General features: G+C 39.2%; 25 protein-coding genes and 1 other annotated feature. Of the genes, 1 reads left to right on the top strand and 24 read right to left on the bottom strand.

Translation table 11 applies throughout. The annotated features are described in order from the left end of the window. The first annotated feature begins 93 nt into the window (after positions 1-93). On the top strand, positions 94-1803 hold the full coding sequence (locus FS608_RS08515) for an Rqc2 family fibronectin-binding protein (protein ID WP_144548946.1): 1710 nt from the start codon (positions 94-96) through the stop codon (positions 1801-1803). Positions 1804-1847: 44 nt separating this feature from the next. Here the strand turns inward: FS608_RS08515 and pyrE are convergent, their stop codons facing one another. The 24 genes from pyrE to spoIIGA all read right to left on the bottom strand — a co-directional run bounded on the left by pyrE (position 1848) and on the right by spoIIGA (position 25780). Further along, positions 1848-2495 (bottom strand): orotate phosphoribosyltransferase, encoded by a 648-nt coding sequence (gene pyrE / locus FS608_RS08510; RefSeq protein WP_144548944.1) that lies wholly within the window; start codon positions 2493-2495, stop codon positions 1848-1850. Further along, on the bottom strand, positions 2492-3208 hold the full coding sequence (pyrF, locus tag FS608_RS08505; RefSeq protein ID WP_144548942.1) for an orotidine-5'-phosphate decarboxylase: 717 nt from the start codon (positions 3206-3208) through the stop codon (positions 2492-2494). The genes pyrE and pyrF overlap by 4 nt, the downstream gene beginning before the upstream one ends. Further along, the gene (locus tag FS608_RS08500) at positions 3180-4121 is read right to left on the bottom strand and encodes a dihydroorotate dehydrogenase (protein ID WP_144548940.1); all 942 of its coding nucleotides are present in this window, start codon (positions 4119-4121) and stop codon (positions 3180-3182) included. The genes pyrF and FS608_RS08500 overlap by 29 nt, the downstream gene beginning before the upstream one ends. Continuing rightward, positions 4118-4891 carry a dihydroorotate dehydrogenase electron transfer subunit gene (locus FS608_RS08495; RefSeq protein ID WP_144548938.1) on the bottom strand — a complete coding sequence of 258 codons (774 nt, stop codon included), beginning with the start codon at positions 4889-4891 and terminating at the stop codon, positions 4118-4120. The genes FS608_RS08500 and FS608_RS08495 overlap by 4 nt, the downstream gene beginning before the upstream one ends. Then, positions 4888-8094: a carbamoyl-phosphate synthase large subunit gene (carB, locus tag FS608_RS08490; RefSeq protein WP_144548936.1), complete on the bottom strand. Its 3207-nt coding sequence runs from the start codon at positions 8092-8094 to the stop codon at positions 4888-4890. Before carB ends, FS608_RS08495 begins: the two co-directional genes overlap by 4 nt. Then, the gene (locus tag FS608_RS08485) at positions 8087-9178 is read right to left on the bottom strand and encodes a carbamoyl phosphate synthase small subunit (RefSeq protein ID WP_144548934.1); all 1092 of its coding nucleotides are present in this window, start codon (positions 9176-9178) and stop codon (positions 8087-8089) included. Before FS608_RS08485 ends, carB begins: the two co-directional genes overlap by 8 nt. Further along, positions 9175-10461, bottom strand: a complete 1287-nt coding sequence (locus tag FS608_RS08480; RefSeq protein ID WP_144548932.1) for a dihydroorotase — start codon at positions 10459-10461, stop codon at positions 9175-9177. The genes FS608_RS08485 and FS608_RS08480 overlap by 4 nt, the downstream gene beginning before the upstream one ends. Next, positions 10421-11365 carry an aspartate carbamoyltransferase catalytic subunit gene (locus FS608_RS08475; protein ID WP_144548930.1) on the bottom strand — a complete coding sequence of 315 codons (945 nt, stop codon included), beginning with the start codon at positions 11363-11365 and terminating at the stop codon, positions 10421-10423. Before FS608_RS08475 ends, FS608_RS08480 begins: the two co-directional genes overlap by 41 nt. Before the next feature lie 151 nt (positions 11366-11516). Next, positions 11517-12830, bottom strand: coding sequence for a solute carrier family 23 protein (locus FS608_RS08470; protein ID WP_144548927.1), 1314 nt, complete (start codon positions 12828-12830; stop codon positions 11517-11519). Positions 12831-13001: 171 nt separating this feature from the next. Continuing rightward, the gene (gene pyrR / locus FS608_RS08465; protein ID WP_144548925.1) at positions 13002-13544 is read right to left on the bottom strand and encodes a bifunctional pyr operon transcriptional regulator/uracil phosphoribosyltransferase PyrR; all 543 of its coding nucleotides are present in this window, start codon (positions 13542-13544) and stop codon (positions 13002-13004) included. 185 nt (positions 13545-13729) lie between these two features. After that, positions 13730-14641 (bottom strand): RluA family pseudouridine synthase, encoded by a 912-nt coding sequence (locus FS608_RS08460; RefSeq protein WP_144548923.1) that lies wholly within the window; start codon positions 14639-14641, stop codon positions 13730-13732. Then, entirely contained in the window at positions 14613-15122 is a 510-nt protein-coding gene (gene lspA, locus FS608_RS08455; protein ID WP_313958704.1) for a signal peptidase II, read from the bottom strand. The genes FS608_RS08460 and lspA overlap by 29 nt, the downstream gene beginning before the upstream one ends. A gap of 99 nt (positions 15123-15221) precedes the next feature. Further along, on the bottom strand, positions 15222-15506 hold the full coding sequence (locus FS608_RS08450; protein WP_144548918.1) for a hypothetical protein: 285 nt from the start codon (positions 15504-15506) through the stop codon (positions 15222-15224). Positions 15507-15647: 141 nt separating this feature from the next. After that, a complete protein-coding gene (gene ileS, locus FS608_RS08445; protein WP_144548916.1) occupies positions 15648-18413 on the bottom strand; it encodes an isoleucine--tRNA ligase in 2766 nt (921 codons plus the stop codon). A gap of 75 nt (positions 18414-18488) precedes the next feature. Next, positions 18489-18731 (bottom strand) — a binding site (T-box leader). A gap of 49 nt (positions 18732-18780) precedes the next feature. Continuing rightward, positions 18781-19296: a DivIVA domain-containing protein gene (locus tag FS608_RS08440; protein WP_026566392.1), complete on the bottom strand. Its 516-nt coding sequence runs from the start codon at positions 19294-19296 to the stop codon at positions 18781-18783. 86 nt (positions 19297-19382) lie between these two features. After that, positions 19383-20159, bottom strand: coding sequence for a YlmH family RNA-binding protein (locus FS608_RS08435; RefSeq protein ID WP_144548914.1), 777 nt, complete (start codon positions 20157-20159; stop codon positions 19383-19385). Positions 20160-20189: 30 nt separating this feature from the next. Further along, positions 20190-20456, bottom strand: a complete 267-nt coding sequence (locus FS608_RS08430; protein WP_144548912.1) for a YggT family protein — start codon at positions 20454-20456, stop codon at positions 20190-20192. A gap of 6 nt (positions 20457-20462) precedes the next feature. Continuing rightward, complete coding sequence (locus FS608_RS08425) at positions 20463-20924, bottom strand: cell division protein SepF (protein WP_144548910.1); 462 nt, start codon at positions 20922-20924, stop codon at positions 20463-20465. A gap of 11 nt (positions 20925-20935) precedes the next feature. Beyond that, the gene (locus FS608_RS08420) at positions 20936-21613 is read right to left on the bottom strand and encodes a YggS family pyridoxal phosphate-dependent enzyme (protein ID WP_144548907.1); all 678 of its coding nucleotides are present in this window, start codon (positions 21611-21613) and stop codon (positions 20936-20938) included. 5 nt (positions 21614-21618) lie between these two features. Beyond that, positions 21619-22437 (bottom strand): peptidoglycan editing factor PgeF, encoded by an 819-nt coding sequence (gene pgeF / locus FS608_RS08415; RefSeq protein WP_144549400.1) that lies wholly within the window; start codon positions 22435-22437, stop codon positions 21619-21621. Positions 22438-22506: 69 nt separating this feature from the next. Then, a complete protein-coding gene (locus FS608_RS08410) occupies positions 22507-22776 on the bottom strand; it encodes a YlmC/YmxH family sporulation protein (RefSeq protein WP_144548905.1) in 270 nt (89 codons plus the stop codon). A gap of 264 nt (positions 22777-23040) precedes the next feature. Further along, positions 23041-23820, bottom strand: a complete 780-nt coding sequence (gene sigG / locus FS608_RS08405) for an RNA polymerase sporulation sigma factor SigG (protein ID WP_026566385.1) — start codon at positions 23818-23820, stop codon at positions 23041-23043. A gap of 161 nt (positions 23821-23981) precedes the next feature. Further along, positions 23982-24701 (bottom strand): RNA polymerase sporulation sigma factor SigE, encoded by a 720-nt coding sequence (gene sigE, locus FS608_RS08400; RefSeq protein ID WP_026566384.1) that lies wholly within the window; start codon positions 24699-24701, stop codon positions 23982-23984. Between the two features lie 44 nt (positions 24702-24745). After that, positions 24746-25780: a sigma-E processing peptidase SpoIIGA gene (spoIIGA, locus tag FS608_RS08395; protein ID WP_313958703.1), complete on the bottom strand. Its 1035-nt coding sequence runs from the start codon at positions 25778-25780 to the stop codon at positions 24746-24748. Positions 25781-25798: the final 18 nt, after the last annotated feature.

Raw genomic sequence — 25798 nt, 5'->3', positions numbered from 1 at the left:
GTGAAAGTTAAATTAGATAATAAGTTAAAATAAGACAGTCTTTTTTTAGTAAGCTATAATTAATTCATATGAATGTAGTAAAGGATGTTTTCCATGTCATTTGATGGTTTATTTACAAAAGCAATGGTCGATGAACTTGTCCGTTCGTTAAAGGGCGGAAGGATTAATAAAGTTCATCAGCCCTATAAAAATGAAGTGATTCTCACCATTCGCGCCAATGGGGTAAATCAAAAACTGCTATTATCGGCGCACCCAAGCTATGCACGAGTTCAATTCACGGAAGAGGCATATGAAAATCCAAGTGAGCCGCCAATGTTTTGTATGCTGCTCAGGAAACATATTGAGGGTTATATATTAGAGGATTTATATCAAAAAGAAACCGATCGCATGATTGTTCTAGAAATTAAGGGCAGGAATGAGATTGGGGATATTAGCTACAAACAATTAATTATTGAAATTATGGGTAGACACAGCAATATTGTGCTCGTTGATAAATCCCGGAATATCATTCTTGACAGCATCAAGCATGTCTCCTTTGCTGTGAACAGCCACAGGGCAATAATGCCAGGACAGCCTTATGTTTTTCCACCAGAACAGCATAAGCAAAATCCATTCCATTGTGACCAAGACGACCTATTAAGAAAAATTGATTTCAATGCAGGGAAGATTGACCGCCAATTAGTTGAACAATTTGCTGGAATTTCACCCCTATTCGCTAAAGAAGTAATATTCCAAAGTGGAATTGCCAATCGTGCTACTGTCCCGGGAACGTTTATAAGTATGGTTAAAAAAGTTGAATCAGGTGATATTTCCCCCTCCATTATCTCGGCAGGCGGGAAGGACGCATTTTACTTATTTCCACTTGAGCATCTGAAAGGAGAAATAAAAACATATCCCACAATAAGTGAAATGCTTGACCGGTTTTATTTTGGCAAAGCCGAAAGAGATCGGGTAAAGCAGCAAGGAAATGATATTGAACGATTTATTCATAATGAAAAAGAAAAGAATGAAAAGAAAATTAACAAACTGAACGTTACATTAAAAGAAGCTGAGCGTGCAGAACAATTTCAACGATATGGGGAACTTTTAACGGCCAATTTATATGCAGCCAATAAAGGGATGCGTGAAATTGAAGTGCTCAATTATTATGATGAATTAGGCGGGACGATTATCATTCCATTAGACCCGCGGAAGACACCATCTGAAAATGCCCAAAAGTATTTTTCAAAATACCAGAAGGCAAAAAATGCAGTTGAAATTGTTATTGAGCAAATCGAGAAAGCCCAAGTTGAAGTTTCCTACTTTGATAATTTATTACAGCAGGTACAAGCTGCCTCCCCTAAAGATATTCAAGAGATTCGCGAAGAACTAGTGGAGGGCGGCTACATTCGGGAACGGCAAAAGAAGAAATTGAAGAAGGCACAAAATGCCAAACCAATATTAGATCATTTTCTTTCTAGCGATGGTACAGATATTATCGTTGGCAAAAATAATAAGCAAAATGATTATTTAACTAATAAATTGGCAGCAAGGGATGAGATTTGGCTTCATACTAAGGATATCCCTGGCTCACACGTGGTGATTCGCAGTAAAGAACCTTCTAATGAAACGATTCGAGAAGCTGCCGTATTAGCCGCTTATTTCAGTAAGGCACGCAATTCCAGCTCTGTCCCTGTTGATTTTACAAAGGTTCGATTTGTAAAAAAACCAAGTGGGGCAAAGCCAGGATTTGTGATTTATGATAATCAACAGACAGTATATGTCACGCCAGATGAGGAATTGGTACTTAAATTGAAGAAATAGAAAGAAAAGAGGGCATCCGCAAGGTATTGGATGCCCTCTTTTTATCAGCGAATCTGTGTTTCCAAGAACTTATTGCTCCATTCAGCAGGGTTTTTACTCCATAATAGGAGACTTTTCTGATTATCTTCAGTAACGATACTCTTAGAAATCGCTACTTCTATTAATGTTTCAAAATCAGTCAGTGATTTACTAGTAATCTCATTTTCCTGAAGCAGTTCTTTTCCCTTTTCAAGGCCATATGTAAAAATGGATACTACTCCAAGCACGTCACAGCCAGCTTCCTTTAATGCTTGAACAGCAGTAATCACACTGCCTCCAGTTGAGATTAAATCTTCTACAACAACAACCTTTTGACCTGCCTCAGCTTTTCCTTCAATCTGATTCCCTTTACCGTGACCTTTTGCTTTCGAACGAACGTAGCACATAGGAAGATCCATTAGGTCGCTGACCCATGCGGCATGAGGGATCCCCGCCGTTGCAGTTCCTGCAATGACCTCCGTCCCCGGAAAATTTTCCTCAATCAGCTGCTTCAGTCCTGAAGCAATTGCTTTTCTTACCTCAGGGTAGGATAGTGTTAAGCGATTATCACAATAGATTGGGGAACGAAGTCCAGATGCCCATGTAAACGGCTCCTCGGGCTTCAGGGCAACCGCGTTGATTTCTAGTAATTTTTCTGCAATTAAATTTTTCATTGTGTTACTCCCTTCCATGCTTCCATCCATTGTTGATAACTTGTTAGCGGGTCTTGTGAACGGGTTATTGAGCGGCCTACTACAATCGCACTTACCCCCATTGTCCGTGCTAATTCAGGAGTTGTGACACGCTTTTGATCTCCTGCCTGATCAGATGCCATCCGAATCCCAGGACATACTGTCAAAAATGATTGTCCGGCCGTTTCCTTTATCAAAGAGGCTTCCCATGCGGAGCAAACAACTCCATCTAAGCCTGCTTGTTTCGTTATGGAGGCATAATGAAGCACCGATTCCTTCAAGGAGACCGGAATAAGCTGTTCTTTTTGCATTTGTTCCTCAGACGTACTTGTTAATTGTGTTACTGCGATACAGTTAGGCCGTTTTCGTCCTGCAGGAGTACCTGCGTCTAGACCTTCCAATGCCGCTTGCATCATATCAATTCCACCGGCAGCATGAACATTAACCAAATCACACTCTAAACGCGCAAGACCCTTCATTGCACTTTTCACTGTGTTTGGAATGTCATGAAGCTTTAAGTCTAGGAAAATACGGTGGCCTTGCTCTTTTAATTGATGAATAATGGAGGGGCCTTCCTGGTAAAACAACTCCATCCCTACTTTTACAAAAAGCTCTTGGCCCTCAAACGGCTTTAAAAATTGATTGACCTCGTTCATGCCGGGAAAATCAAGTGCGATGATAAGTGAGTTGTCCATGTTCCTTCCAGCTCCTTCCTGTACATTCACTGATGTGTTCAAATCCTAATTTTTCAAGTAGTTCAGGCAGTTCTTGAATAATCGTTGGACATACAAATGGGTCTACGAAATTAGCAGTTCCGACTGCGACTGCACTGGCGCCCGCATAAAAATACTCAATGACATCACTAGCTGTCTCAACGCCTCCCATACCGATAATTGGAATCCCGACGGCTTGGCTGACTTCGTGAATCATCCGGATCGCCACTGGCTTAATTGCTGGACCAGATAATCCGCCAGTCCGATTGGCTAGTATAGGTTTCCCTGTTTTTAAATCAAGTCTCATCCCAATAAGAGTATTAATCATGGTCAATCCATCCGCACCACCAGCTTCAACAGCCTTTGCCATTTCGACAATGTTTGTTACATTGGGCGACAGCTTCACATATACTGGTACCTCTGATACCTCTTTAACCTTACGGGTTAATTGTTTCGCAGTTTCAGGAATGGTTCCAAAAGCAATCCCGCCTGTTTTTACATTAGGGCAGGAGATATTCAGTTCAAGGGCATGAACATTTGGAGCCTTTGAAATTTGCCGAGCTACCTCCACGTAATCCTCTTCAAGAGAGCCTGCCACATTTGCAATAATTGGTACATCGTACTGAGATAAAAAAGGAAGCTCTTCGCCAATGACTTTTTCTAGTCCTGGATTTTGCAAGCCAATTGCATTTAGCATGCCTGCAGAAGTTTCGGCGACACGTGGTGTTGCATTTCCGAACCTTGGTTCTACTGTTGTAGCTTTAATCATAATCGCGCCGAGTACACTCAGATCATAGAACTGACTATATTCTCTGCCAAACCCAAAGCAGCCGGATGCAGGCATGATTGGGTTTTTTAAGTGTAAGCCCGGTAATTCAATGTTTAAGCGACTCATATCAATACCTCCCCGGCTCGGAATACAGGACCATCACTGCATACTTTTTTATAGGAAACTCCTGTTGGATCGTCTTTCTTTTTACATACACAAGCAAAGCAGGCACCAATACCGCAGCCCATCCGTTCTTCTAACGATAAGAATACTTTTTTATCTTGGTAATTCTGCTCAATTGCTCTTAACATCGGAGTTGGTCCGCATGTATAAATACAATCAAATTGCATTTCTTTCATCACATCCGTCACAAAGCCCTTCCTACCGTATGAACCATCAACAGTCGCTACATAGGTTTCCCCATTTTTCAAAAACTCCTCTTCATAAAAGACGGCTGATGCAGTCTGGAAGCCAAGCACATGGATGACTTTAACACCTTTTGCTACTAACTGATTGGACAGTTCATATAGTGGGGGAACGCCAATCCCACCCCCGACAAGTAAAGCAGTATCTCCCATGCTGACTTCTTCAACAGGAAAACCATTACCTAGTGGACCAAGGATGTCGACATGCATCCCTGGTCGTAATTCTGCCAGCATGGAAGTTCCTCTTCCATCTTTACGATAAATCATTGTTAAACTTTTCTGTTCAAAATCGTACGAGGAAATACTAATTGGTCTTCGTAACAGTGGATCTAAGCCATTGGATACTTTAAGATGGACAAATTGACCTGGCTCCGTTATTTGAGAAACCAACTCTCCTTCAATGGTCATCTCATAGATATCTAAGGCAATTTCTTTTTGGCTGAGTACTTTGCATAACTCTTTTTGGATCATGCAAACACGGCCTCCTTTTTCATCGCGGCCATCGGTTCTGCTGAAAAATTCATCGATTCAATTACTTTTAAGATCGCATCAGCCGTGTCAAGTGAAGTTAAGCATGGGACTCCATTTTCAACTGCTTCCCGGCGAATTCTAAACCCGTCACGTTCAGGCTGTTTGCCCTTTGTTAGTGTATTGATAATGAACTGAGCTTCTCCATTATGGATTACATCTAAAAGCGTTTTTCCTTCTGAACCAATTTTTCCAACCACTTTTACTCTTAGGCCAGCAGATTCTAGAACAGCTGCTGTACCGCTTGTTGCCATTAAACGATAGCCGATTGCAGAGAAACGCTTCGCAAGCTTTAATGCTTCTTCTTTATCTTTATCGGAAACTGTAAACAATACAGTGCCAAATGGCTGAATTTTCATGCCTGATGCAACTAATCCTTTGTATAAAGCTTTTTCCAATGTTACATCCTTACCCATGACTTCCCCAGTTGACTTCATTTCTGGTCCAAGCGTGATATCGACACTCTTCAGTTTGGCGAAAGAGAATACAGGAACTTTGACATATACTCCTTCTTTTTCAGTGACAAGACCTGGGATGTAGCCTTGGTCGAGAATCGATACTCCTAGAATCGCCTTTGTTGCAATTTTGGCCATTGGAATATTCGTAATTTTACTTAAGAATGGAACGGTACGGCTCGATCTTGGATTTACCTCTAATACGTATACTTGTTCTCCCGCGAGCACATATTGAATGTTTAGTAATCCAATAATATTTAACCCTTTCGCTAATTTCTCGGTATATTCCACAAGTGTTTGTTTTACTTTTTCACTTAGAGTTTGCGAAGGGTAAACTGCAATCGAGTCACCTGAATGGACCCCAGCTCGTTCGATATGTTCCATGATTCCTGGGATTAAGACATTGGTGCCGTCGCAGATGGCATCAACTTCAATTTCTTTTCCTGTTAAATATCGGTCAATCAAGACTGGATGCTCTGGATTCACTTTAACAGCGTTTTTCATATAGTAAAGAAGTTCTTCTTCATGATAAACAATTTCCATAGCTCTTCCACCAAGTACATAGGAAGGGCGGACAAGGACCGGATAACCGATTTCACCCGCAATCACAAGTGCCTGATCCACTGACATGGCTGTTTTTCCTAATGGCTGTGGGATGTTTAATTGCACAAGCGCTTGCTCAAATTTATCACGATTTTCAGCTCGATCTAAGTCTTCTAAGCTTGTTCCAAGAATTTTCACGCCGTTTTCTTCAAGTTTAGCAGCTAAGTTGATTGCAGTTTGTCCGCCAAACTGGACGACTACCCCCATTGGTTTCTCTAAGTTAATAATACTCATCACATCTTCGATTGTAAGCGGTTCGAAGTATAGCTTATCAGAAATACTGAAATCCGTTGAAACTGTTTCCGGATTATTATTAATGATAATCGCTTCATAGCCTGCTTCTTTAATGGCTTTAACAGAGTGTACGGTCGCATAATCAAATTCAATCCCCTGTCCGATGCGGATTGGACCGGATCCTAGAACAATGACACTATTTTTCTCTGTTACAATCGACTCGTTTTCTTCTTCATATGTGCCATAGTAGTATGGTGTTGCAGATTCAAATTCAGCTGCACAAGTATCAACCATTTTATATACCGGGATTATTCCGAGATTTTTTCTAGTCTTATAAATTTCTTGTTCAGATGTATTCCAAAGCTGGGCGATTTTTTTATCTGTAAAGCCTTTTTGTTTTGCTTCGATTAAGATTTCCGTTTCAAAAGGATTTGCAGTAATTTCTTTTTCCAGTTCGATTATTCCTTCCATTTTCTTTAGGAAGAATAAGTCAATTTTACTCCATTCATGAATCGTCTCAATGGTTAATCCACGTTTTAACCCTTCTGCAATGTAAAAGAGGCGTTCGTCCCCTGCTTTGCGTATCCGTTTCTCGAGTAGTTCATCATTGATTTCTGCAGCGTCGTTTAATTCGAAATGATAAACACCTGTCTCAAGGGATCGGATCGCTTTCAATAGAGATTCTTCAAATGTACGGCCAATCGCCATAATCTCGCCCGTTGCTTTCATTTGTGTCCCTAGGGAACGGTTACCAGATTCAAACTTGTCAAACGGCCATCTAGGGATTTTGGTTACGATATAATCTAGTGCAGGTTCAAAGCTAGCATAGGTTTTTCCTGTTACCGGATTTAACATTTCATCAAGTGTTAAGCCGACGGCGATTTTAGCTGCAAGCTTAGCAATCGGATAACCTGTTGCTTTTGACGCTAATGCCGAAGAACGGCTAACACGTGGATTTACTTCGATAATATAATAATTGAAACTGTCTGGATCTAAGGCTAGCTGAACATTGCAGCCCCCCTCAATTCCTAAGGCACGAATAATTTTTAGCGAAACATTGCGAAGCAGCTGGTATTCACGATCGCTTAATGTCTGACTTGGTGCCACTACAATGGAATCTCCAGTATGAACTCCGACTGGGTCGATGTTTTCCATATTACAAACCACGATGGCATTGTCATTTCTATCACGCATTACTTCATATTCAATTTCCTTAAAGCCGGCAATACTTTTTTCTAGTAGACACTGATTTACAGGGCTGTGCTTTAATCCACTAGTGACGATTTCCTCTAGTTCCTCGTCGTTATGACAGATACCACCGCCTGTTCCACCTAAAGTAAATGCTGGACGAACAATGACAGGGAAGCCAATTTTTTCAACAAAGGCTTTAGCTTCAGCCAATTCATGGATAATTTCGCTATCGGGTACTGGCTCATTTAATTCATTCATAAGGCTGCGGAAAAGGTCGCGATCCTCTGCTTGGTTAATCGCTGAAAGTTTCGTACCAAGAATTTCTACTTCACATTCAGCTAAGACGCCTGAATTTGTTAGTTCGACAGCCAGGTTAAGACCGGTTTGTCCGCCAAGAGTCGCGAGAAGCGCATCTGGACGTTCTTTACGAATGATTCTGCTGACGAAATCCACAGTCAAGGGCTCGATATAAACGGCATCTGCCATCTCTGTATCCGTCATGATGGTGGCCGGATTGGAGTTAACTAGAATAACACGGTAGCCTTCTTCTTTCAGAGCGATACATGCTTGGGCACCGGCATAGTCAAATTCTGCAGCCTGCCCGATAACAATAGGTCCTGAACCGATTACTAAAATGGAGTTTATATCTGTACGTTTAGGCATTTGCTGTAACCTCCTGTTTGTTCTTTTCCATCAAGTCAAGAAATTGATTGAATAAGCCGTTTGCGTCTTCTGGTCCTGGAGATGCTTCGGGATGATACTGAACTGTAAATGCTGGGTAATCAAGGTGTTTCAACCCTTCGACTGTTCCGTCATTTACTGCAATATGAGTAATTTCTAATCTTGTATTTTTAATTGATTCTTCCTCAACTGTATAGCCATGGTTTTGTGAAGTAATCGCCACTTTTCCTGTAGTCAGATCTTTAACAGGATGGTTTGAGCCGCGATGACCGAACTTCATTTTTTCCGTATTAGCTCCGCATGCTAGGGCAAACAATTGGTGTCCTAAGCAAATTCCGAATAGTGGAACTCGACCTAATACACCTTTTAGCATATCAATTGCCTCAGGAACATCCTTTGGATCCCCAGGTCCATTGGATAACATAATCCCGTCTGGGCGTAACTGAAGGATTTCGTCTGCTGTTGTATGATAAGGTACGACCACCACATCACAATCCCGGTGGTTAAGTTCACGTAAGATTCCGTGTTTCATTCCAAAATCGACAAGGACTACTCTCTTACCACGACCTGGGCTTGGATAAGCATTTTTTGTGGATACTTGTTTTACTTGATTCGTTTGAAGAGGCGTTTTTCTTAATTGATTCAAGATCTCGTTTGGATCCTTCTCAATACTGCAGATGGCCCCTTTCAATGTTCCGTATTGGCGGATAATCCGTGTTAATTTACGAGTATCAATCCCTGCAATCCCCGGGATCTTTTTCATGTCAAAGTATTCATCCAATGTATATTCATTTCTCCAGTTGGATGGGAAATTCGCTGCTTCTTTTACAATTAAGCCCTTTATTGCTGGATTGATGGATTCAAAATCATCTCGGTTGATTCCGTAATTTCCGATCAATGGATAGGTAAGGGTTACTATCTGTCCGCAATAGGATGGGTCAGAAATGATTTCCTGGTAACCGGTCATCCCTGTATTAAAAACAACTTCACCAATTGTTTCTGTATCACTTCCAAAGCCTTTGCCGATAAATATGGTGCCATCTTCTAATATAAGTTGTTTTTTCATACTAAGACACTTCCTTTTTCCCATGCGATTTCTCCTCTAGCGATTGTCATCTCAGGCCATCCCTTACATTTCCAACCGCTAAATGGTGTATTTTTTCCTTTTGATAAAAATTCTTCTATGTTAATTGCACGTTCTTCCTCTAGGTTCAACAGGACTAAGTCTGCCGGGGATCCTACTTCGATTTTCCCGTACGGAAGCGCAAATGCTTCGGCTGGTTTGACTGTTAAATATTTTATTAACTCTTCAAGCGTCATGATATTTTTTAAGACAAAGTGTGTGTAAAGAAGCGGGAACGCTGTTTCCAGCCCAACAATACCAAATGGTGCAAGCGTCATTCCCTCCGCTTTTTCTTCTGCTGTATGTGGAGCATGATCTGTTGCAATGAAATCAATGGTTCCGTCTAAGAGCCCTTCTATTAACGCTTTGCGGTCTTCTGCAGCACGAAGCGGCGGATTCATTTTGAAGTTTGCATCCAAACCTGGGATATCATCTTCAGATAACAATAGGTGATGCGGCGTTACCTCTGCTGTAACTTTAATTCCTGCTCGTTTGGCATCTCTGACTACTCGGACAGATTCCTTTGTGCTGATATGGCAGACATGATAATGACAGTCTGCTGCTTCCGCTAAGAGAACATCCCTAGCAATTTGAACAGATTCGCATATAGATGGAATTCCATTTAATCCATGCTTCTTCGCAAATGATCCATCATGGACAGAACCCTTATTGATTAATGTATTTTCCTCACAATGAGCGACAATCGCCATGTCTAGTGCGGCCGCTTTACGCATCGCTTCAAGCATCATCGCAGCTGACTGCACGCCTACCCCGTCATCAGTAAAGGCAAATGCACCCAGAGCTTTCAGTCCTTCAAAATCTGTTAATTCTTGACCCAACTGACGAATTGTAATTGAAGCATACGGCAGTACCCTTACCTTCGCGGTATCCTTAATTCGCTTTTGCAAGTCCTCCATGTTGTTAATGGTGTCAGGCACCGGTCTTGTGTTTGGCATGTTGGCAATAGTGGTAAATCCGCCTCTTGCTGCGGCTGCTGTTCCGGTTGCGATGGTTTCCTTTTTTTCTCCGCCTGGTTCACGAAGGTGGACATGCAGGTCAATAAATCCAGGTGAAACTAATTTACCTTCCGCGTTCACTGTGCGATCCACGATTGCGTCGATTTGGGTTTCAATCTTTGTTATTATTCCATCTTCTATTAATAGATCAGATTGTTTCTTTTCTCCATTAGATGCTATGTAGCACGCGTTCTGAATAAGTAGTTTCATTTTGGTTTCCTCCTTCAAGGCTTTCGATTGATCTTTTAATGGCTGCCATTCTGACGTACACACCGTTTTCCATTTGCTTGAAAATCCTCGATCTTTTGCACTCGACAAGACTATCGGCAATTTCCACATTTCTATTAACAGGTGCAGGATGCATGATAATACTTTTTTGCTTCATCATCTTTTCTCTTTCAAGCGTCAGACCATATTGTTTGTGATACTCATTTGCCGTAAAGCTGCTTTTTTGCTGATGCCGTTCATGCTGTACTCGAAGAAGCATGACTACATCGGCCTCTTGGATAGCCATATCAATTGGCCTATACCTTGATATATCTGTACTTCTATTATCGAACCACTCTTTTGGTCCCGAAAAAATCACTTCTGCTCCCAGCCTTGATAAAACATCCGCATTGGAACGTGCTACCCGGCTATGACGAATGTCGCCGATAATGGCAATTTTTAAACCTGTGAATTGGTCAAACTCCTGCTGGATGGTCATTAGATCAAGGAGTGATTGCGTTGGATGATGCCCACACCCATCCCCGCCATTAATGATTGGAATGTTAATCTTTCCGACTAATTCATCAAAATAGCGGTCCTGTTCGTGCCGAATGACAATTGATTCGACACCAATGGCTTCTAATGTTTTTACTGTATCGTAAAGTGTTTCCCCTTTTTGGACACTAGAAGTAAGCACTTCAAATGGAATTACCTCTAATCCTAATCTTCTTTGGGCCACTTCAAAACTGCTCTTTGTTCTTGTACTTGGTTCAAAAAATAGATTGGCAGTAAACATTTGCCTGTCTGGACGCCATTGCATTCCATTTTTAAAGTTATGAGCATCTGTTAAGATTTGATAAATCTCATCAACCTTTAATTCGTTCGTAGTTAGTAAATGATTTAACATCCATCATCCCGCCTCTCATATTGGATAAAAAACACCCTGACCAAAGTTCAGGGTGAAGGTAATACAAACTTAATCCATGAGTCAAAAATCACGGGACTAAGCTTACACCCTTTTAAACCTCTCTGGATTTCTTTAAAGAGTTGAAACTTAATTATGCAGTTTTCCGCTTATCAGTGAATTCAATTTCTTCAAGCATATTTTCATTTGCTGTTTCTCTGCCTGGAAGGATAAGGTTTAACAATACCCCACAAATGGCTGCTAGAGCCATCCCCTGAATTTGTAATGATTCTGACACTTTTATCACTGCTCCACCGATGCCAACTACCAATATGACGGATGAAATGACAAGGTTTCGCTTGTTACCAAAATCAATTTTGCTATCCACCAGCATTCGTAATCCAGAAGAAGCAATGATTCCAAAAAGCAGGATCGAAACGCCTCCCATAACCGGTGTTGGAATGGTGCTGATTAAAGCAGTTATTTTTCCAATAAAGCCAAAGATGATGGCGAATATTGCAGCACCAGCGATGACATACACACTGTAAATTCGAGTAATTGCAAGGACGCCGATATTTTCACCATATGTTGTTTTTGGCGGGCCGCCAATCAGAGCGGAAATCATCGTTGCTGTTCCATCCCCAAGGATCGAGCGATGTAATCCAGGTTCTTTAATATAATCTCTGCCGACTACCTTACTTAGCACCAACTGGTGTCCGATGTGCTCTGATAGTGTAACAATCGCTACTGGTACCATTAACAAGACTAAATCCCAAGTGAATTTTACTTTATAGCTTACAAACGGAATGATAAATTCAGGCATTTCAAACCACTTAGCTTCTAATACTGGTTTAAAATCGATCACTCCAACCACTAGAGCGTAGATATATCCGACAATAATCCCCGCTAAGATAGGGATCATACTTAACATTTTTTTTGCATATATCGAAAAGATAATTGTTGCTGATAGCGTGACAAGGGCTACAGAGAAATGAAGCATGCTGTATTTACCACTCACGGGATTATTCATCGCCATATTCACAGCAGTTCCGGATAGGGCTAATCCGATGACAATAATAACGGGTCCGACAACAATTGGCGGGAGAAGATTCATGATCCAGCGATGACCAGCCTTGCTGATGATAAGTGCAACCAGTCCGTAAACAAGTCCTGCAAGGAAAGTACCGACCATGGCACCGCCAGGCCCCCCTGCTGCTTTAGCGGCAATTACAGGTGCGATAAAGGCAAAGGATGAGCCTAAGTAAGCTGGAACTTGGAATTTAGTTATTAATAGAAACGCTAATGTTCCAAGTCCACTTGATATAAGTGCAATCGCCGGGCTTAATCCAACAAGGTAAGGTACCAATATTGTGGCTCCAAACATGGCGAATAAGTGCTGTAAACTTAATGTTATCCATTGAAAGGGTTTAGGAATCTCTTTTACGTCTAGGATAGGTTTATTGTTCACTGTGATTTCCCCCGTTTTGTATATTGCTTTTCTTTAGTATCTTATTTTTTTCATAAAAAAAACCTCTTTGTCCGTAAAGGTACAAAGAGGGTATGGACATGCCTAAATAAAGATCTTCCGGCATATTCCCCTTTGTCAGCCTCACAGGACTACTTTTAAAAGGGTTGCTATTTATTTTTCAAAAATACTGACTTGATCCACCTGATCCACTTCAACTAGTTCAACAACTATTTTTTCTTCGCTTGAGGTTGGAATATTTTTCCCAACATAATCTGCTCTGACCGGAAGTTCCCGGTGCCCTCTGTCTACTAAGACTGCAAGTTGAATGACTGAAGGTCTTCCTATATCCATTAAGGCATCTAGTCCAGCTCGGACTGTCCTCCCTGTATATAAAACATCATCAACAAGTATCACTTTTTTATTATTTATCCCCACCGGAATATCCGATCCTTTAACCAGTGGTTCTTGATTATCTGTTTTCTTTGTTAAATCATCTCGATAAAGGGTAATATCTAACTCACCAACAGCAATTGCTTTTCCCTCAATCTCCTCAATTTTGGCTGCAAGTCGATTGGCCAAATAAATGCCCCTCGTTCGAATGCCTACCAAAATACTATCATCTATACCTTTGTTTTTTTCAATAATTTGGTGGGCAATTCTAGTCAGAGCTCTGCTAATGGCTTGTTCATCCAGGACAACAGCTTTTTGGTTCATACTACACCTTCTTCTTTTGTAAAAATAAAAAACCTCTCACCCAATTTTGGCGAGAGGTTAACTAGTTAATTTACAGATATGGGTATAGTTACCCCCATTATCTTAACCGTTTCCTTCTCAGCCTCACGGGACTGTTTTAAAGGCTTATTAAGCTAAAATCATCTTACTTCAAATTAACGACTGTGTCAACGATTATTTCGAAGCTGATTGAGTAATATCTCGATATCTTCTGGAAGTGGCGCTTCAAATTCTAAATATTCGCCTGTTCTCGGGTGGTTAAAACCAAGCACACCTGCATGTAATGCTTGTCCGTTAATATCGAGCGTCTTTTTAGGTCCATATTTCGGATCTCCAGCGAGAGGGTATCCAATGTATTTCATATGAACACGTATTTGGTGTGTTCTACCTGTTTCTAATTGACATTCCACAAATGTAAAATCCTTAAAGCGTTCAAGCACATGGAAATGTGTGACCGCATGTTTGCCATGGTCAACAACTGTCATGCTTTGTCGGTCTTTTGTATCTCTGCCAAGTGGAGCATCAACAGTTCCAAAGTCATGGGGAATGACTCCATGAACAATCGCTTTATATTTACGGGTAACTGATTTGGCCACTAACTGATTGACAAGACTTTCGTGAGCCAAATCATTTTTAGCCACCATTAATAGTCCGGATGTATCCTTATCAATCCGATGAACAATCCCTGGTCTTAACACACCGTTAATCCCTGATAAATCCTTACAATGAAACATTAATCCATTGACTAATGTTCCAGACATATGGCCAGGCGCTGGATGAACAACCATACCCCTCGGTTTATTTACCACCAAAACATCACTGTCTTCATAGTAAATTTCTAAATTAAGATCTTCTGGGACCACATTCAACTCTTCGGGGGCCGGAATCGTAATTTCTATTTGGTCGTCCACGTTACATTTATAATTTGTTTTAATCTGTTGTCCATTCACCGTTATATTGCCTTCTTTAATCCATTGCTGTACTTGAGTTCTTGACCATTCTTCATCAAGACCAGAGATCACCTTATCAATCCGATCCCCTTTTTGCTCCTCAAGAATGATGTGTTCCATTTTCTCCATATGATTTCTCCTTTGTTTCTCTCTCTTCTAGTACCATTTGAATCATTAACAAGATGACACCGATCACTAAAGCTGAATCTGCGATGTTAAAGACAGGGAAATTATAGCCAAAAACATACGTATGAATGAAATCAACAACTTCCTTGCGAATGACACGGTCAATAAAGTTTCCGATCGCTCCTCCAAGCATCAATGCTAAAGATACACCTAGTATCCATTTACCCTTTGCAGCTTTGTATAGATAATACATAATTGCGATGATTACAACAATGGTAATAACATAGAAGAGCCACATTTGTCCTTGTAATATTCCCCACGCTGCTCCACGATTGCGATGAGAAGTAATATAGAAAATATTATCAATGATAGGTATACTCTCCCCTAGATACATCTTGCTTACAATTAGCCATTTCGTAATTTGATCTAATAAAATAACAAAAAGAGCGATTAAGTAATAAAACACTAAGAAATACCTCCACATCAACTAGACTCATCATGTCTAGACGCTTTCGCTTATCATACTTCTTAAGCATTTTAGCATACTTTTTCGCTAAACGAAAATGTAACTTTATGAAAATGATCAGTAAATCGGTTTTTTGTAATAATGCATTAAATACTCTGAATCCTTTACTGACTTTATTGTAGGAATGATCTTTAATAATTCATTAGGCAAAAATTCTCCAGAAATTTCACATTGCCCAAAATTTCCATTTTTAAGCTTTTGAATTGCTGCATTAATATCTGATAATTCCTCTTCTAAAACGGATGTAAACCAGTCCTGCTTCGGTTTGTTCCTTAAGGAATATTCAATTTCTTCTTTCGTTTGACGGAGTTCCAAAAACAGCTGTTCCTGCGTGGCATTCATAGTTGTTACCTCCGTGTTTCATTTGTCTTATTATTTCCGCCATCCAATAACCGACTCGGAAAAACATTTGACAACTACAACAACAATTAACGGAGAAGGAAAAATTTAAAAGCCCTGTGCAATTGCACAGAGCTATCATAATTAATTATGAGTATAGTTAGCTTTTACTACTTCAGCACAACGCGGGCAAAGTGTTGGGTGTTCTGGATCTTGACCTACTTCTGGTGTTACAATCCAGCAACGCTCACATGTTTCACCCTCAGCCTTTGTTATAACAATGGCTGCAGTTTCTAATTTAACTGCATTTTCAGGTGCATCCTCGTAGGCACCTGCCACTTCAAAGCCTGAGATAATAAAGAGTTGTTTCATATTTTCTTCAATCGAGTCTAATAAAGCTTTTGATTTTTCATTGACATAAAGAGTAACCTTTGCAGTTAACGACTTCCCAATCACTTTTTGATTACGTGCTTCCTCAAGAGCCTTTAATACATCATCCCGAAGTTTCATGAATTCAGTCCACTTTTCCTCTAAACCTTGAGCATTTTTTAATTCCTGATATTCAGGAAGGTCAGTTAACTGGACACTCTCTTCTGTTACCGCTGGGATAAACTTCCACACTTCATCAGCAGTGTGTGAAAGGATAGGTGAAACTAATTTTGTTAAAGCAAGCAGCGATTCATATAACACTGTCTGAATAGCACGTCGCTCATGATTATTTGTAGCTTCAATATAAAGGACATCTTTAGCAAAATCCAAATAAAATGAACTTAAATCAAGGGTGCAGAAATTATTAATCGCGTGATAGATGCCAGCGAATTCATAGTTTTCATAGGCATTGCGAACATTTTTAATCAAATTATTTAATTTAACCAGCATAAATTGGTCGACTTCGCGCAGATTTTCATATGCCACTTTATCTGCTGGAGTAAAATCAGCTAAATTTCCTAATAAGAAACGGAAGGTGTTACGAATTTTACGATAAACCTCTGCGACCTGCTTTAAGATTGCATCTGAAACACGAACATCTGCTTGATAATCAACTGAAGCAACCCAAAGGCGTAAAATATCTGCACCTAACTGGTTCATTACTTTTGCAGGGATAACGACATTACCGATGGACTTACTCATCTTCCTGCCTTCACCATCAAGGGCAAATCCGTGGCTTAATACTCCTTTGTATGGTGCTTCACCTGTCACGGCTACAGCAGTAGATAATGACGAGTTAAACCAGCCGCGATACTGGTCCGAGCCTTCAAGATAAAGATCAGCTGGTCGAACTAAATCATCTCTTTCAAGTAAAACAGCTTGATGGGAAGATCCTGAATCAAACCATACATCCATGATATCTGTTTCTTTAGTAAAAATACCGTTTGGACTTCCTGGATGAGTAAAGCCAGCAGGTAGTAATTCTTTTGCCTCACGCTCAAACCATACATTTGAACCAAATTCACGGAATAAATCTGAAACATGATTAATCGTTTCATCTGTAATGATTTCTTCGCCAGTTTCTGCGTAGAAAACAGGAATTGGTACTCCCCAGACACGTTGACGAGAAATACACCAGTCCCCTCGGTCACGAACCATATTAAATAAACGGGTTTCACCCCAAGCAGGAATCCATTTTGTTTCCTTTACTGCATCTAGTAACTCATTTCGGAAATCTTTAATAGATGCAAACCATTGTGCTGTCGCTCGGTAGATTACCGGTTTTTTCGTTCTCCAATCGTGTGGATAAGAATGGGTAATAAAAGAAAGTTTAAGCAATGCACCTGCATTTTCTAATGCTTGTGTGATTGGTTTATTTGCTTTATCGTAAAATAATCCTTCAAAACCTGGCGCCTCACTGGTCATCACACCTTTATCATCGACAGGGCATAGGACATCTAAACCATATTTTTGGCCTACATAAAAGTCATCTTCCCCGTGACCAGGTGCTGTATGAACACAGCCAGTACCTGCATCTGTTGTTACATGTTCTCCTAACATTACCAATGAATCGCGGCCATAAAGAGGATGAACAGCTAAAATATTTTCTAAATCATTTCCTTTTACCTTTTTAACAACTGTTACTTCTTCCCAGCCAATTTCCTTCGAAACTGATTCCAAAAGAGCCTCAGCAACTAGATATTTGTTCCCATTTGCCGCAACTACAACATATGTTAGATCCGGATGAACAGAAATACCTAAGTTCGCCGGAATTGTCCAAGGAGTTGTTGTCCAGATAATAATTTGGGTGTCTGTATCTAGTACATCTTTTCCATCTTTCACCTTAAAGCCCACATAAATGGATGCGGATTTTTTGTCTTGGTATTCAATCTCAGCTTCAGCAAGTGCAGATTCACTGGATGGTGACCAATAGACAGGCTTGAGTCCTTTATAAATATAACCTTTCTTAGCCATTTCACCGAAGACTTTAATCTGCTGTGCTTCATAGGCTGGTTTTAGGGTAATATAAGGGTTTTCCCAGTCACCGCGCACACCAAGTCGTTTAAATTGTTCACGCTGATTATCAATTTGTTCGAGAGCATACTTTGTACAAAGTTGACGGAATTCTGCGACCGTCATTTCTTTACGTTTTACACCTTTATTCGTTAACGCTTGCTCAATTGGAAGGCCATGTGTATCCCAGCCTGGTACGTATGGTGCATGGAAACCGCTCATTGACTTATAGCGGACAATCATATCTTTTAAAATTTTATTAAGGGCATGCCCCATATGGATGTCACCATTGGCATATGGAGGACCATCATGCAATACAAACATCGGACGTCCTTTAGTTCGTTCTTGAACTTTTTTGTAAATATTTAACTCTTCCCATTTTGCCTGAATCTCAGGCTCTCTTTGTGGAAGATTGCCACGCATCGGAAATTCAGTTTGTGGCATTAATAACGTATTTTTATACTCCATTTTTTCTTCCTCCTGTAATCCTCTTCATATAACAAGAATAGCCAATAGACAAATAAAAAAACCCTCTCATCCCAAAATAGGGACGAGAAGGTTTTATTCCCGCGGTACCACCCTGATAGATAGCTCGAATTAAATTGGCTATCCTCTTTAGCATTCGTAACGTGAATAACACGCCTAAGCCTACTATCCTTAAATAAGGAGGTTGGGCTATGGAACTCAAGGGTGATCTTCAATTTTTCAACTTTACCAGGCTTACACCGCCCCTGGCTCGCTAAAAAAGTCCTAGAAAAATTATACTGTCCCTATCATCGTCATTGACCATTCTTTATAACTGTTAAGAAATTATATGCTATAAAAATGCTTTTCGTCAAGCTAATGAATCTTCTTCTTCATGAACTTTTAGTTCCGTTGCATCTACCTCATATTCTAATAAGTGATCCCAATCATCGGTATTCAACATATCAAGCTGAGCCTCAATCAACATCTTAAAACGTGTCCGGAATACTTTAGACTGCTTTTTTAAATCCTCGATTTCAAGAGCAATCTTCCTTGCTTTTGATAGTGATTCATTGACAATCCGATCCGCATTTTTCTCCGCTTCTTTAATAATCAACTTTGCTTCCTTTTGAGCATTTCGTTTAACATCCTCACCCGCTTCTTGAGCAATGATGATAGATTTATTTAGAGTTTCTTCAATCGTAACAAAGTGACCAAGACGCTCGTTCATATCGTTCAAGCGTTCTTCTAATTCTTTTTTCTCTCTAAGTACTAATTCATAATCCTTGATCACCTGATCGAGAAACTCGTTGACCTCATCCTCATCATATCCTCTAAAACCCTTATTAAACTCCTTATTGTGAATATCCAACGGTGTTAACGGCATGATGCCACCTCCATACAATCTCTAATTCTATATGTATATGCAAGAATTCGACATCATTCATCGAATTTCCTTCTTTATTTATATAGTTATTTTTGTTTTCCGACATTTAGTCGCCATTTTTCTTTTTTCGTTTTCCCTTGAATAGCAAAAATCTTTGCTCGGCCACTTCCCCTAACTGAAATCATGTCACCCACACCACATTCAAATGAAGGATTTTCAATTATTGTCCAATTCACCTTCACGAGTCCTTGTTGAATAAGAAGTTGTGATTTTTGCCGTGACAAATGATAAATTCCTGAGATAACCGTATCAAGACGCAGAGAAGATATCGTTAAGTCACTTTCCACCAATTTTTCATTGGTGGGAAGTGCATTTTCTATATTCGTTTCAGTTAGTTTTACGCCTGCCCTGCCAATTGTTTCAACATTGTTTAGGATATAATCGCTTATATCCTTTGCGGCAAAAAATTGGCATTTCCCATCTATATTGAGGATATCCCCAAACTTTCCCCGCTTCAGACCTAGGGACATAAGTGTTCCCAAAACCTGTCGATGCTCGATCGTAACAAACTTGGTTGGATAGTGAATGTCGAAAAGGCTTATTTGAAATTCATCATTATTAATCGATGTTAGATAATCAGGAAAAATTAGGGCTCTTTTTCTTTCTACATCTGTGCTGCCGCCAAAAAGTTTATACTTTACCTCACCATGTTCACCAATTAACATTTTTAGTATATGTTGTTCTCTTGGATCAAGGAAATCGGTTAATTTAGGAGTATATTGTGTGTCAACATAATTCTTCCAATTTAACACCTGATCAATAAATTCTCGTTCTTCTGGACGAAAGTGCTGATAGATATTCATTTTTCAAAACACAACCTAGATTCAATATTCTTAAGAAACAAGAAAACGATAGACACTTGATAATCCATTTTGCGCAAAGTTAAGTACAAGAAAGGCAACGATTGGAGAGATGTCCATCATACCAATTGGTGGAATGATTCGTCTAAATGGCTCTAAATATGGTTCACAAATTTTCGCAAAAAATTGTCCGATAGATGACCCTCTAGCGTTTGGAAACCAAGACATTAAAATATATATAATTAAGGCATACGAATAAAGTTGTATTAGCTTCTGTAATAAACTAAAAACAAGTGCCATTAAGCATTACCACCTCGTATTTTGATTTTCAAAGTCAGGAATAAGTTCTGATATATTTCCTGAAACCTCAACATTATCAGGTGTACATAAGAATATACTGAAACCAATCTTTTGAATGTCTCCACCAATTGCATAAACAGCACCACTTAGAAAATCGACAATTTGTCTGCCTTGGTCACTGTCAATTCGCTGCAGGTTCACGACAACTGCGCGGCGGTTTTTTAAATGGTCTGCAATTTCAGTTGACTCAGAATAAGAACGTGGTTCAACTAAAATTACTTTGGATGATTTTGTAGAATTAGCCGATTTTTGCACGGTTTGCAAGTTGACAACGTTTTGGTTCTTTACCACAGGTTGTTGCTTTTGTTTTACTGGAAGTGGTTCAACTACTTCTGGATAATCAACTTTGTTATCATCATATTCATCATCCAAAAAGAAAAATGTTTTTAATTTCGATTTAATCGTCATGATTTTCTCTCCTAACCATCTTCACCAACAAGCGCAGTGCCTATTCTTACCATTGTAGCCCCTTCTTCAATAGCAATTTCAAAATCATTGGACATGCCCATCGAAAGTTCTGTGCAAGGAGCATAATCTAAATTTAAGGCTTGGACTTGTTTACGAAGTTCTCTTAATTTACGAAAACATTCACGTATTTGAGATTCATTATCAGTAAGTGGAGCCATTGTCATTAAACCTTCAACACTGATATGTTCAAAGTTACGAAGTGATTCAATAAAAGTCAGCACTTCTTCTGCAGGTAAGCCATGCTTTGATTCTTCTCCAGAGACATTAACTTGCACCAAGCATTTTACCTTATGTTCTGCTCGTTTATTAATTTCTTCTGCAAGAGAAATTCTGTCCAAAGAATGTATATACTCAACAATATTAACGATATTTTTTACTTTTCGTGTCTGAAGTGAACCGATATAATGCCATACAGGCTTGTCCTTGAGTTCTTCCCACTTACGAAGGAGTCCCTCATCCCGATTCTCGCCTAAATTTATAATACCTGCTTGTAGTGCTTCATTTGCTCTCTCAGTACTAACATATTTCGTAACCGCTATCACCCTGACTTCTTCAGGGTTTCGCTTGACCCGAAGGCAGGCCTCATTGATTTGTTGTTTTATTATCTCGTATTTTTCTGCTACCCTCATAAACTTTACATTTTCTCCTTCCAGCCCATAAAAGTTAACATTCTTCCTGTTTTCCCTTGGTCACGGCGGTGGGAAAAAAACTCTTTATCACAACTAGAACAAAAGTTAGTCAACTGGATATTCGTATCCGGTACACCAGACTTCATTAGTATTTGTCTATTTACTTCTCGTAAATCTAAGGAATATTGGCCGTCTTTAATTAAATTATAGGGTAAAATTTCGACATCTTCTAGTGTATTTTCGACCAAGTTTATAACATACTTGTCAACAATATAACATTTTTCACAAATGGATGGGCCAATTGTAACTAGAATCTGTTCTGGGTTAATTCCTTCTCTTTTCCACGCAATGATCATTTCCTTTGCAATTTGGCCTACAGTCCCTTTCCAGCCAGCATGGGCAACTCCTATCATCTTTGATTCAGGTGCAATAAAAAAAAGAGGGACACAGTCGGCATAGCATAGTGTTAACAAGACTCCCTCCTCATTCGTATAAAAACCATCTGTATCTTTAATAGCATTTTCATAGGAATTTGAGCCTTTGCCACGGTCATGTTTAGAAATTTTTTTAAGATGAATCCCATGTGTTTGTTCTGCTCCGACCCAAGTCTTTAGCGGAAATGTGAGTAAGTCTGAAACTTTTTCTCGGTTAGAACAAACATCGCTTTGATTATCACCAACGTGAAAACCAAGGTTAAGGGATTCGTAAACCCCTTTGCTTACTCCGCCATTATTAGTTGTTATTCCCGCAACTAAACATGGATATTTGCTTACCCAGTTTTCAATAGTTAAAAAGGATTGATTTTTTAAAACAAAGGGTTCCATTTTCATACCTCTAATGTTTTTTCTATAGTTTACCATGAAAAGAAAAATTGGTCACCGCAAATAAAATAGTTAAACTTCTGCTTCTTCCGTTAGATTTTCTGTACTGCCTTTATATCTGACCAAAATAACATCTTGACCTATTTTTAAAATATTCTTCCAAGGAATAACCACATCGTCATCTTTACCAAAAAAGCCAAGCACTCTTCCACTGCCGCTAATGACGACTGCTTCAATCTTTCCTGTTGTTAAATTTATCTCAATATCACCAATATTTCCAAGCCTTTTTCCATCTGCTACATTAACCACATCTTTTATTTGGAACTCAGAAATTTTTACCATTTTTTCTCACTCCCGGTTTTATTTCTATAAAATATATGTTTACTCTAAGACTTTTAGTAAGGCTCTTTTCGTAAACTTTGTTGCTTTTGGAACTTAATACGGGCCAAAAACTTAAGTTTGTAAGCAATTTTCGCAAAAGTTTTTACGAAAAGATGCCACGAACCCAATTGTTTTGCGTGTAGATGAACTAATACAAAAAACAATATTCTTTGCGAAAATAACCTTTAGTAAAAGGAATAAAAATAAAGCTGCCCTAAGGACAGCCTAACTTTGGATATTTTTATTCATTTGTCTTATCGCAGCTTTTTCTAACCGAGAAACTTGTGCTTGGGAAATCCCAATTTCATCTGCGACCTCCATTTGTGTTTTACCTTGAAAGAATCGTTTCCGTAAAATTAACTTTTCGCGATCGTTTAGCCTGCGCATTCCTTCTTTTAATGCAATTTCTTCAATCCAATGGATATCTTTATTTTTTTCATCGCTTAATTGGTCCATCACATAAATTGGATCGCCGCCATCATTATAAATTGGCTCGAAAAGGGACACTGGGTCCTGAATGGCATCAAGGGCGAAAACGATTTCTTCATGTGGAACTTCTAAGACCTTCGCAATTTCTTCCGCGGTTGGTTCCCTTGAAGTTTCGCTCATCAATCGCTCTCTTACCTGAAGGGCTTTATATGCAATATCCCTCAAGGATCTAGAAACGCGAATTGGATTATTATCACGCAAGTACCTTCGAATTTCACCAATAATCATTGGAACCGCATAGGTTGAAAACTTTACGTTTTGGCCCAAATCAAAGTTATCGATAGATTTCATCAGCCCAATACAGCCAACTTGAAACAAGTCGTCAACAAACTCGCCTCTATTGTTAAAACGTTGAATGACACTTAATACGAGTCGTAAATTACCGTTGACTAGCTTTTCTCTGGCATAAATATCGCCCTCTTGCATTTGCTTGAAGAGTATTCTCATTTCTTCGTTTTTTAAGACAGGAAGTTTTGCTGTGTCCACACCGCAAATTTCAACTTTATTTCGAGTCAATCCTTTTCCCTCCTCACAGGAGTTGCTGTACAAAAAACAGTATCTCCTTGAGAAGGAAAAATATGCACTTATCCACGATGGTGGACAAGTGCATATTTGTCGAAAAATGCAATTAAGTCACGAAAATCATAGGTTTTTTAATGGAAAAAATTTTTTCTTCTTTACACCATTTTATTAAATTCTTTTCGCAGCCTTTTTATAATTCTTTTTTCTAAACGGGAAATATAAGATTGGGATATTCCCAGCATGTCAGCTACGTCTTTTTGGGTTTTTTCTTCTCCATTTGTAAGACCAAACCGGAGTTCCATAATTTGTTTTTCACGGTCAGTCAGTTGATGAAGTGCTTTTGTCAGGAGCTTTCGGTCCACGTTTGCTTCAAGATCTTTTGTAATAATATCATCATCCGTTCCTAGAACGTCAGATAATAATAGTTCATTCCCATCCCAATCAATATTTAAGGGTTCATCAAAGGATACTTCTGACCTGATTTTATTATTGCGCCTTAAGTACATGAGAATCTCATTTTCGATGCATCGTGAGGCATATGTAGCAAGTTTTATTTTTTTCTCGGGATTAAAGGTATTTACAGCTTTAATTAATCCAATAGTTCCAATACTAATTAAGTCTTCGATATTAATCCCGGTATTCTCGAATTTTCTCGCAATGTAAACAACAAGACGAAGATTTCGTTCAATTAATATTGACCTTGCTGCTTTATCACCACCAGGTAATTTTTTCAGCAGCATCTCTTCTTCATCTTTGCTTAAAGGAGGCGGTAAGGCCTCACTACCACCAATATAATAAACTTCATCTGTTTTTAAACCCAATTTCATTAATAGTTTATACCAGTAGTAGGATAGGCGAAGCCTCCATTTTTTCATGTGTGTTCCTCCTTCTAAAATATGTTTTTCTGAGTATAGTAATACTAACTCACCTTAATGGTTTTTATTTGCTGCTTAGGACCTGTGAGCATCTTTGGATGAACAATACATTGAAATGCATCTTCGCTTGAGAGTTGCTTTGTTGTAAAGGAAACAAGACCTTTTTCACATAGATATTGAGTTTCTTTATGTTCAATAAAAATGCTTTCAGGTTTTACAGCAATTATTAGTTGATGCTCTTGTCCAATCACGCGAGTAGGAACAATTCGGATCCTATTTTGCCAATCCGCTGGAAGGTCTACACTGCCATTGATAAGTAATTCTGGGTCATCAGCAAGTTTCTTGATTGATTCTGGGATCGTTTCTTGAATGTTTTTAATGGAGACAAACATCACAGGTTGCTTTGACAATGGATCATAAAGTTGATTCCCGCTATCCACTAATCCTTTAAAGATAAGGGTTTCGTTATTTATATTGACTCTGACTTTAACAATTTGATCAAATTGAATTTTTGTCATCTCCATGCTTTCAACATTTTTTCTTGAGAAGTGCCAAGCGAAGGGAAATCCAATTAGAACGAATATCCAACTTATCGGATCGCCAAACCCTTTTGTGCTGGAAACGAGGACCTTGGTTGTTAACTCAGAATCATACTGGATAAAATAATGGGCCCCCATTAATGCCCCGCCGATTAAAAAGGTGGACACATAAAGTGTCATTAATGCCTTAAAGAAAAAAGTCATCCGCTTAAATCCAAACGTTATTAACACCATTAGGATTGAGCATAAGAATTTTGATATAGGATGGCTTGTATAGACATTTAATGGCGTAAATGATAATAAAATTATCATTGAACCAATAAATCCACCAGCGGCTAGTCTCCCTATTTTAATCTCTCTTTTTAGAAAAATAGCTGTTAAATATAGAAGCAGACTATCAAATAAAAAATTTAGAGCCCAGATCACATCTAAATAAATAGTTACCAGCTTCCTCTCTAAAAATTTATCAGCTTTTCCTTTCTGTTTACGAAAAAGTATATCGTACTTGCATGGCTGAAGTGTGTCACTTTCTGTAATCAAATAAACAAAAATTTCCAC

Source organism: Bacillus sp. X1(2014) (genome assembly GCF_007678255.1).
The sequence above is the reverse complement of the archived record's forward strand: the minus strand, read 5'-3'. Positions and strand labels throughout refer to the sequence as shown.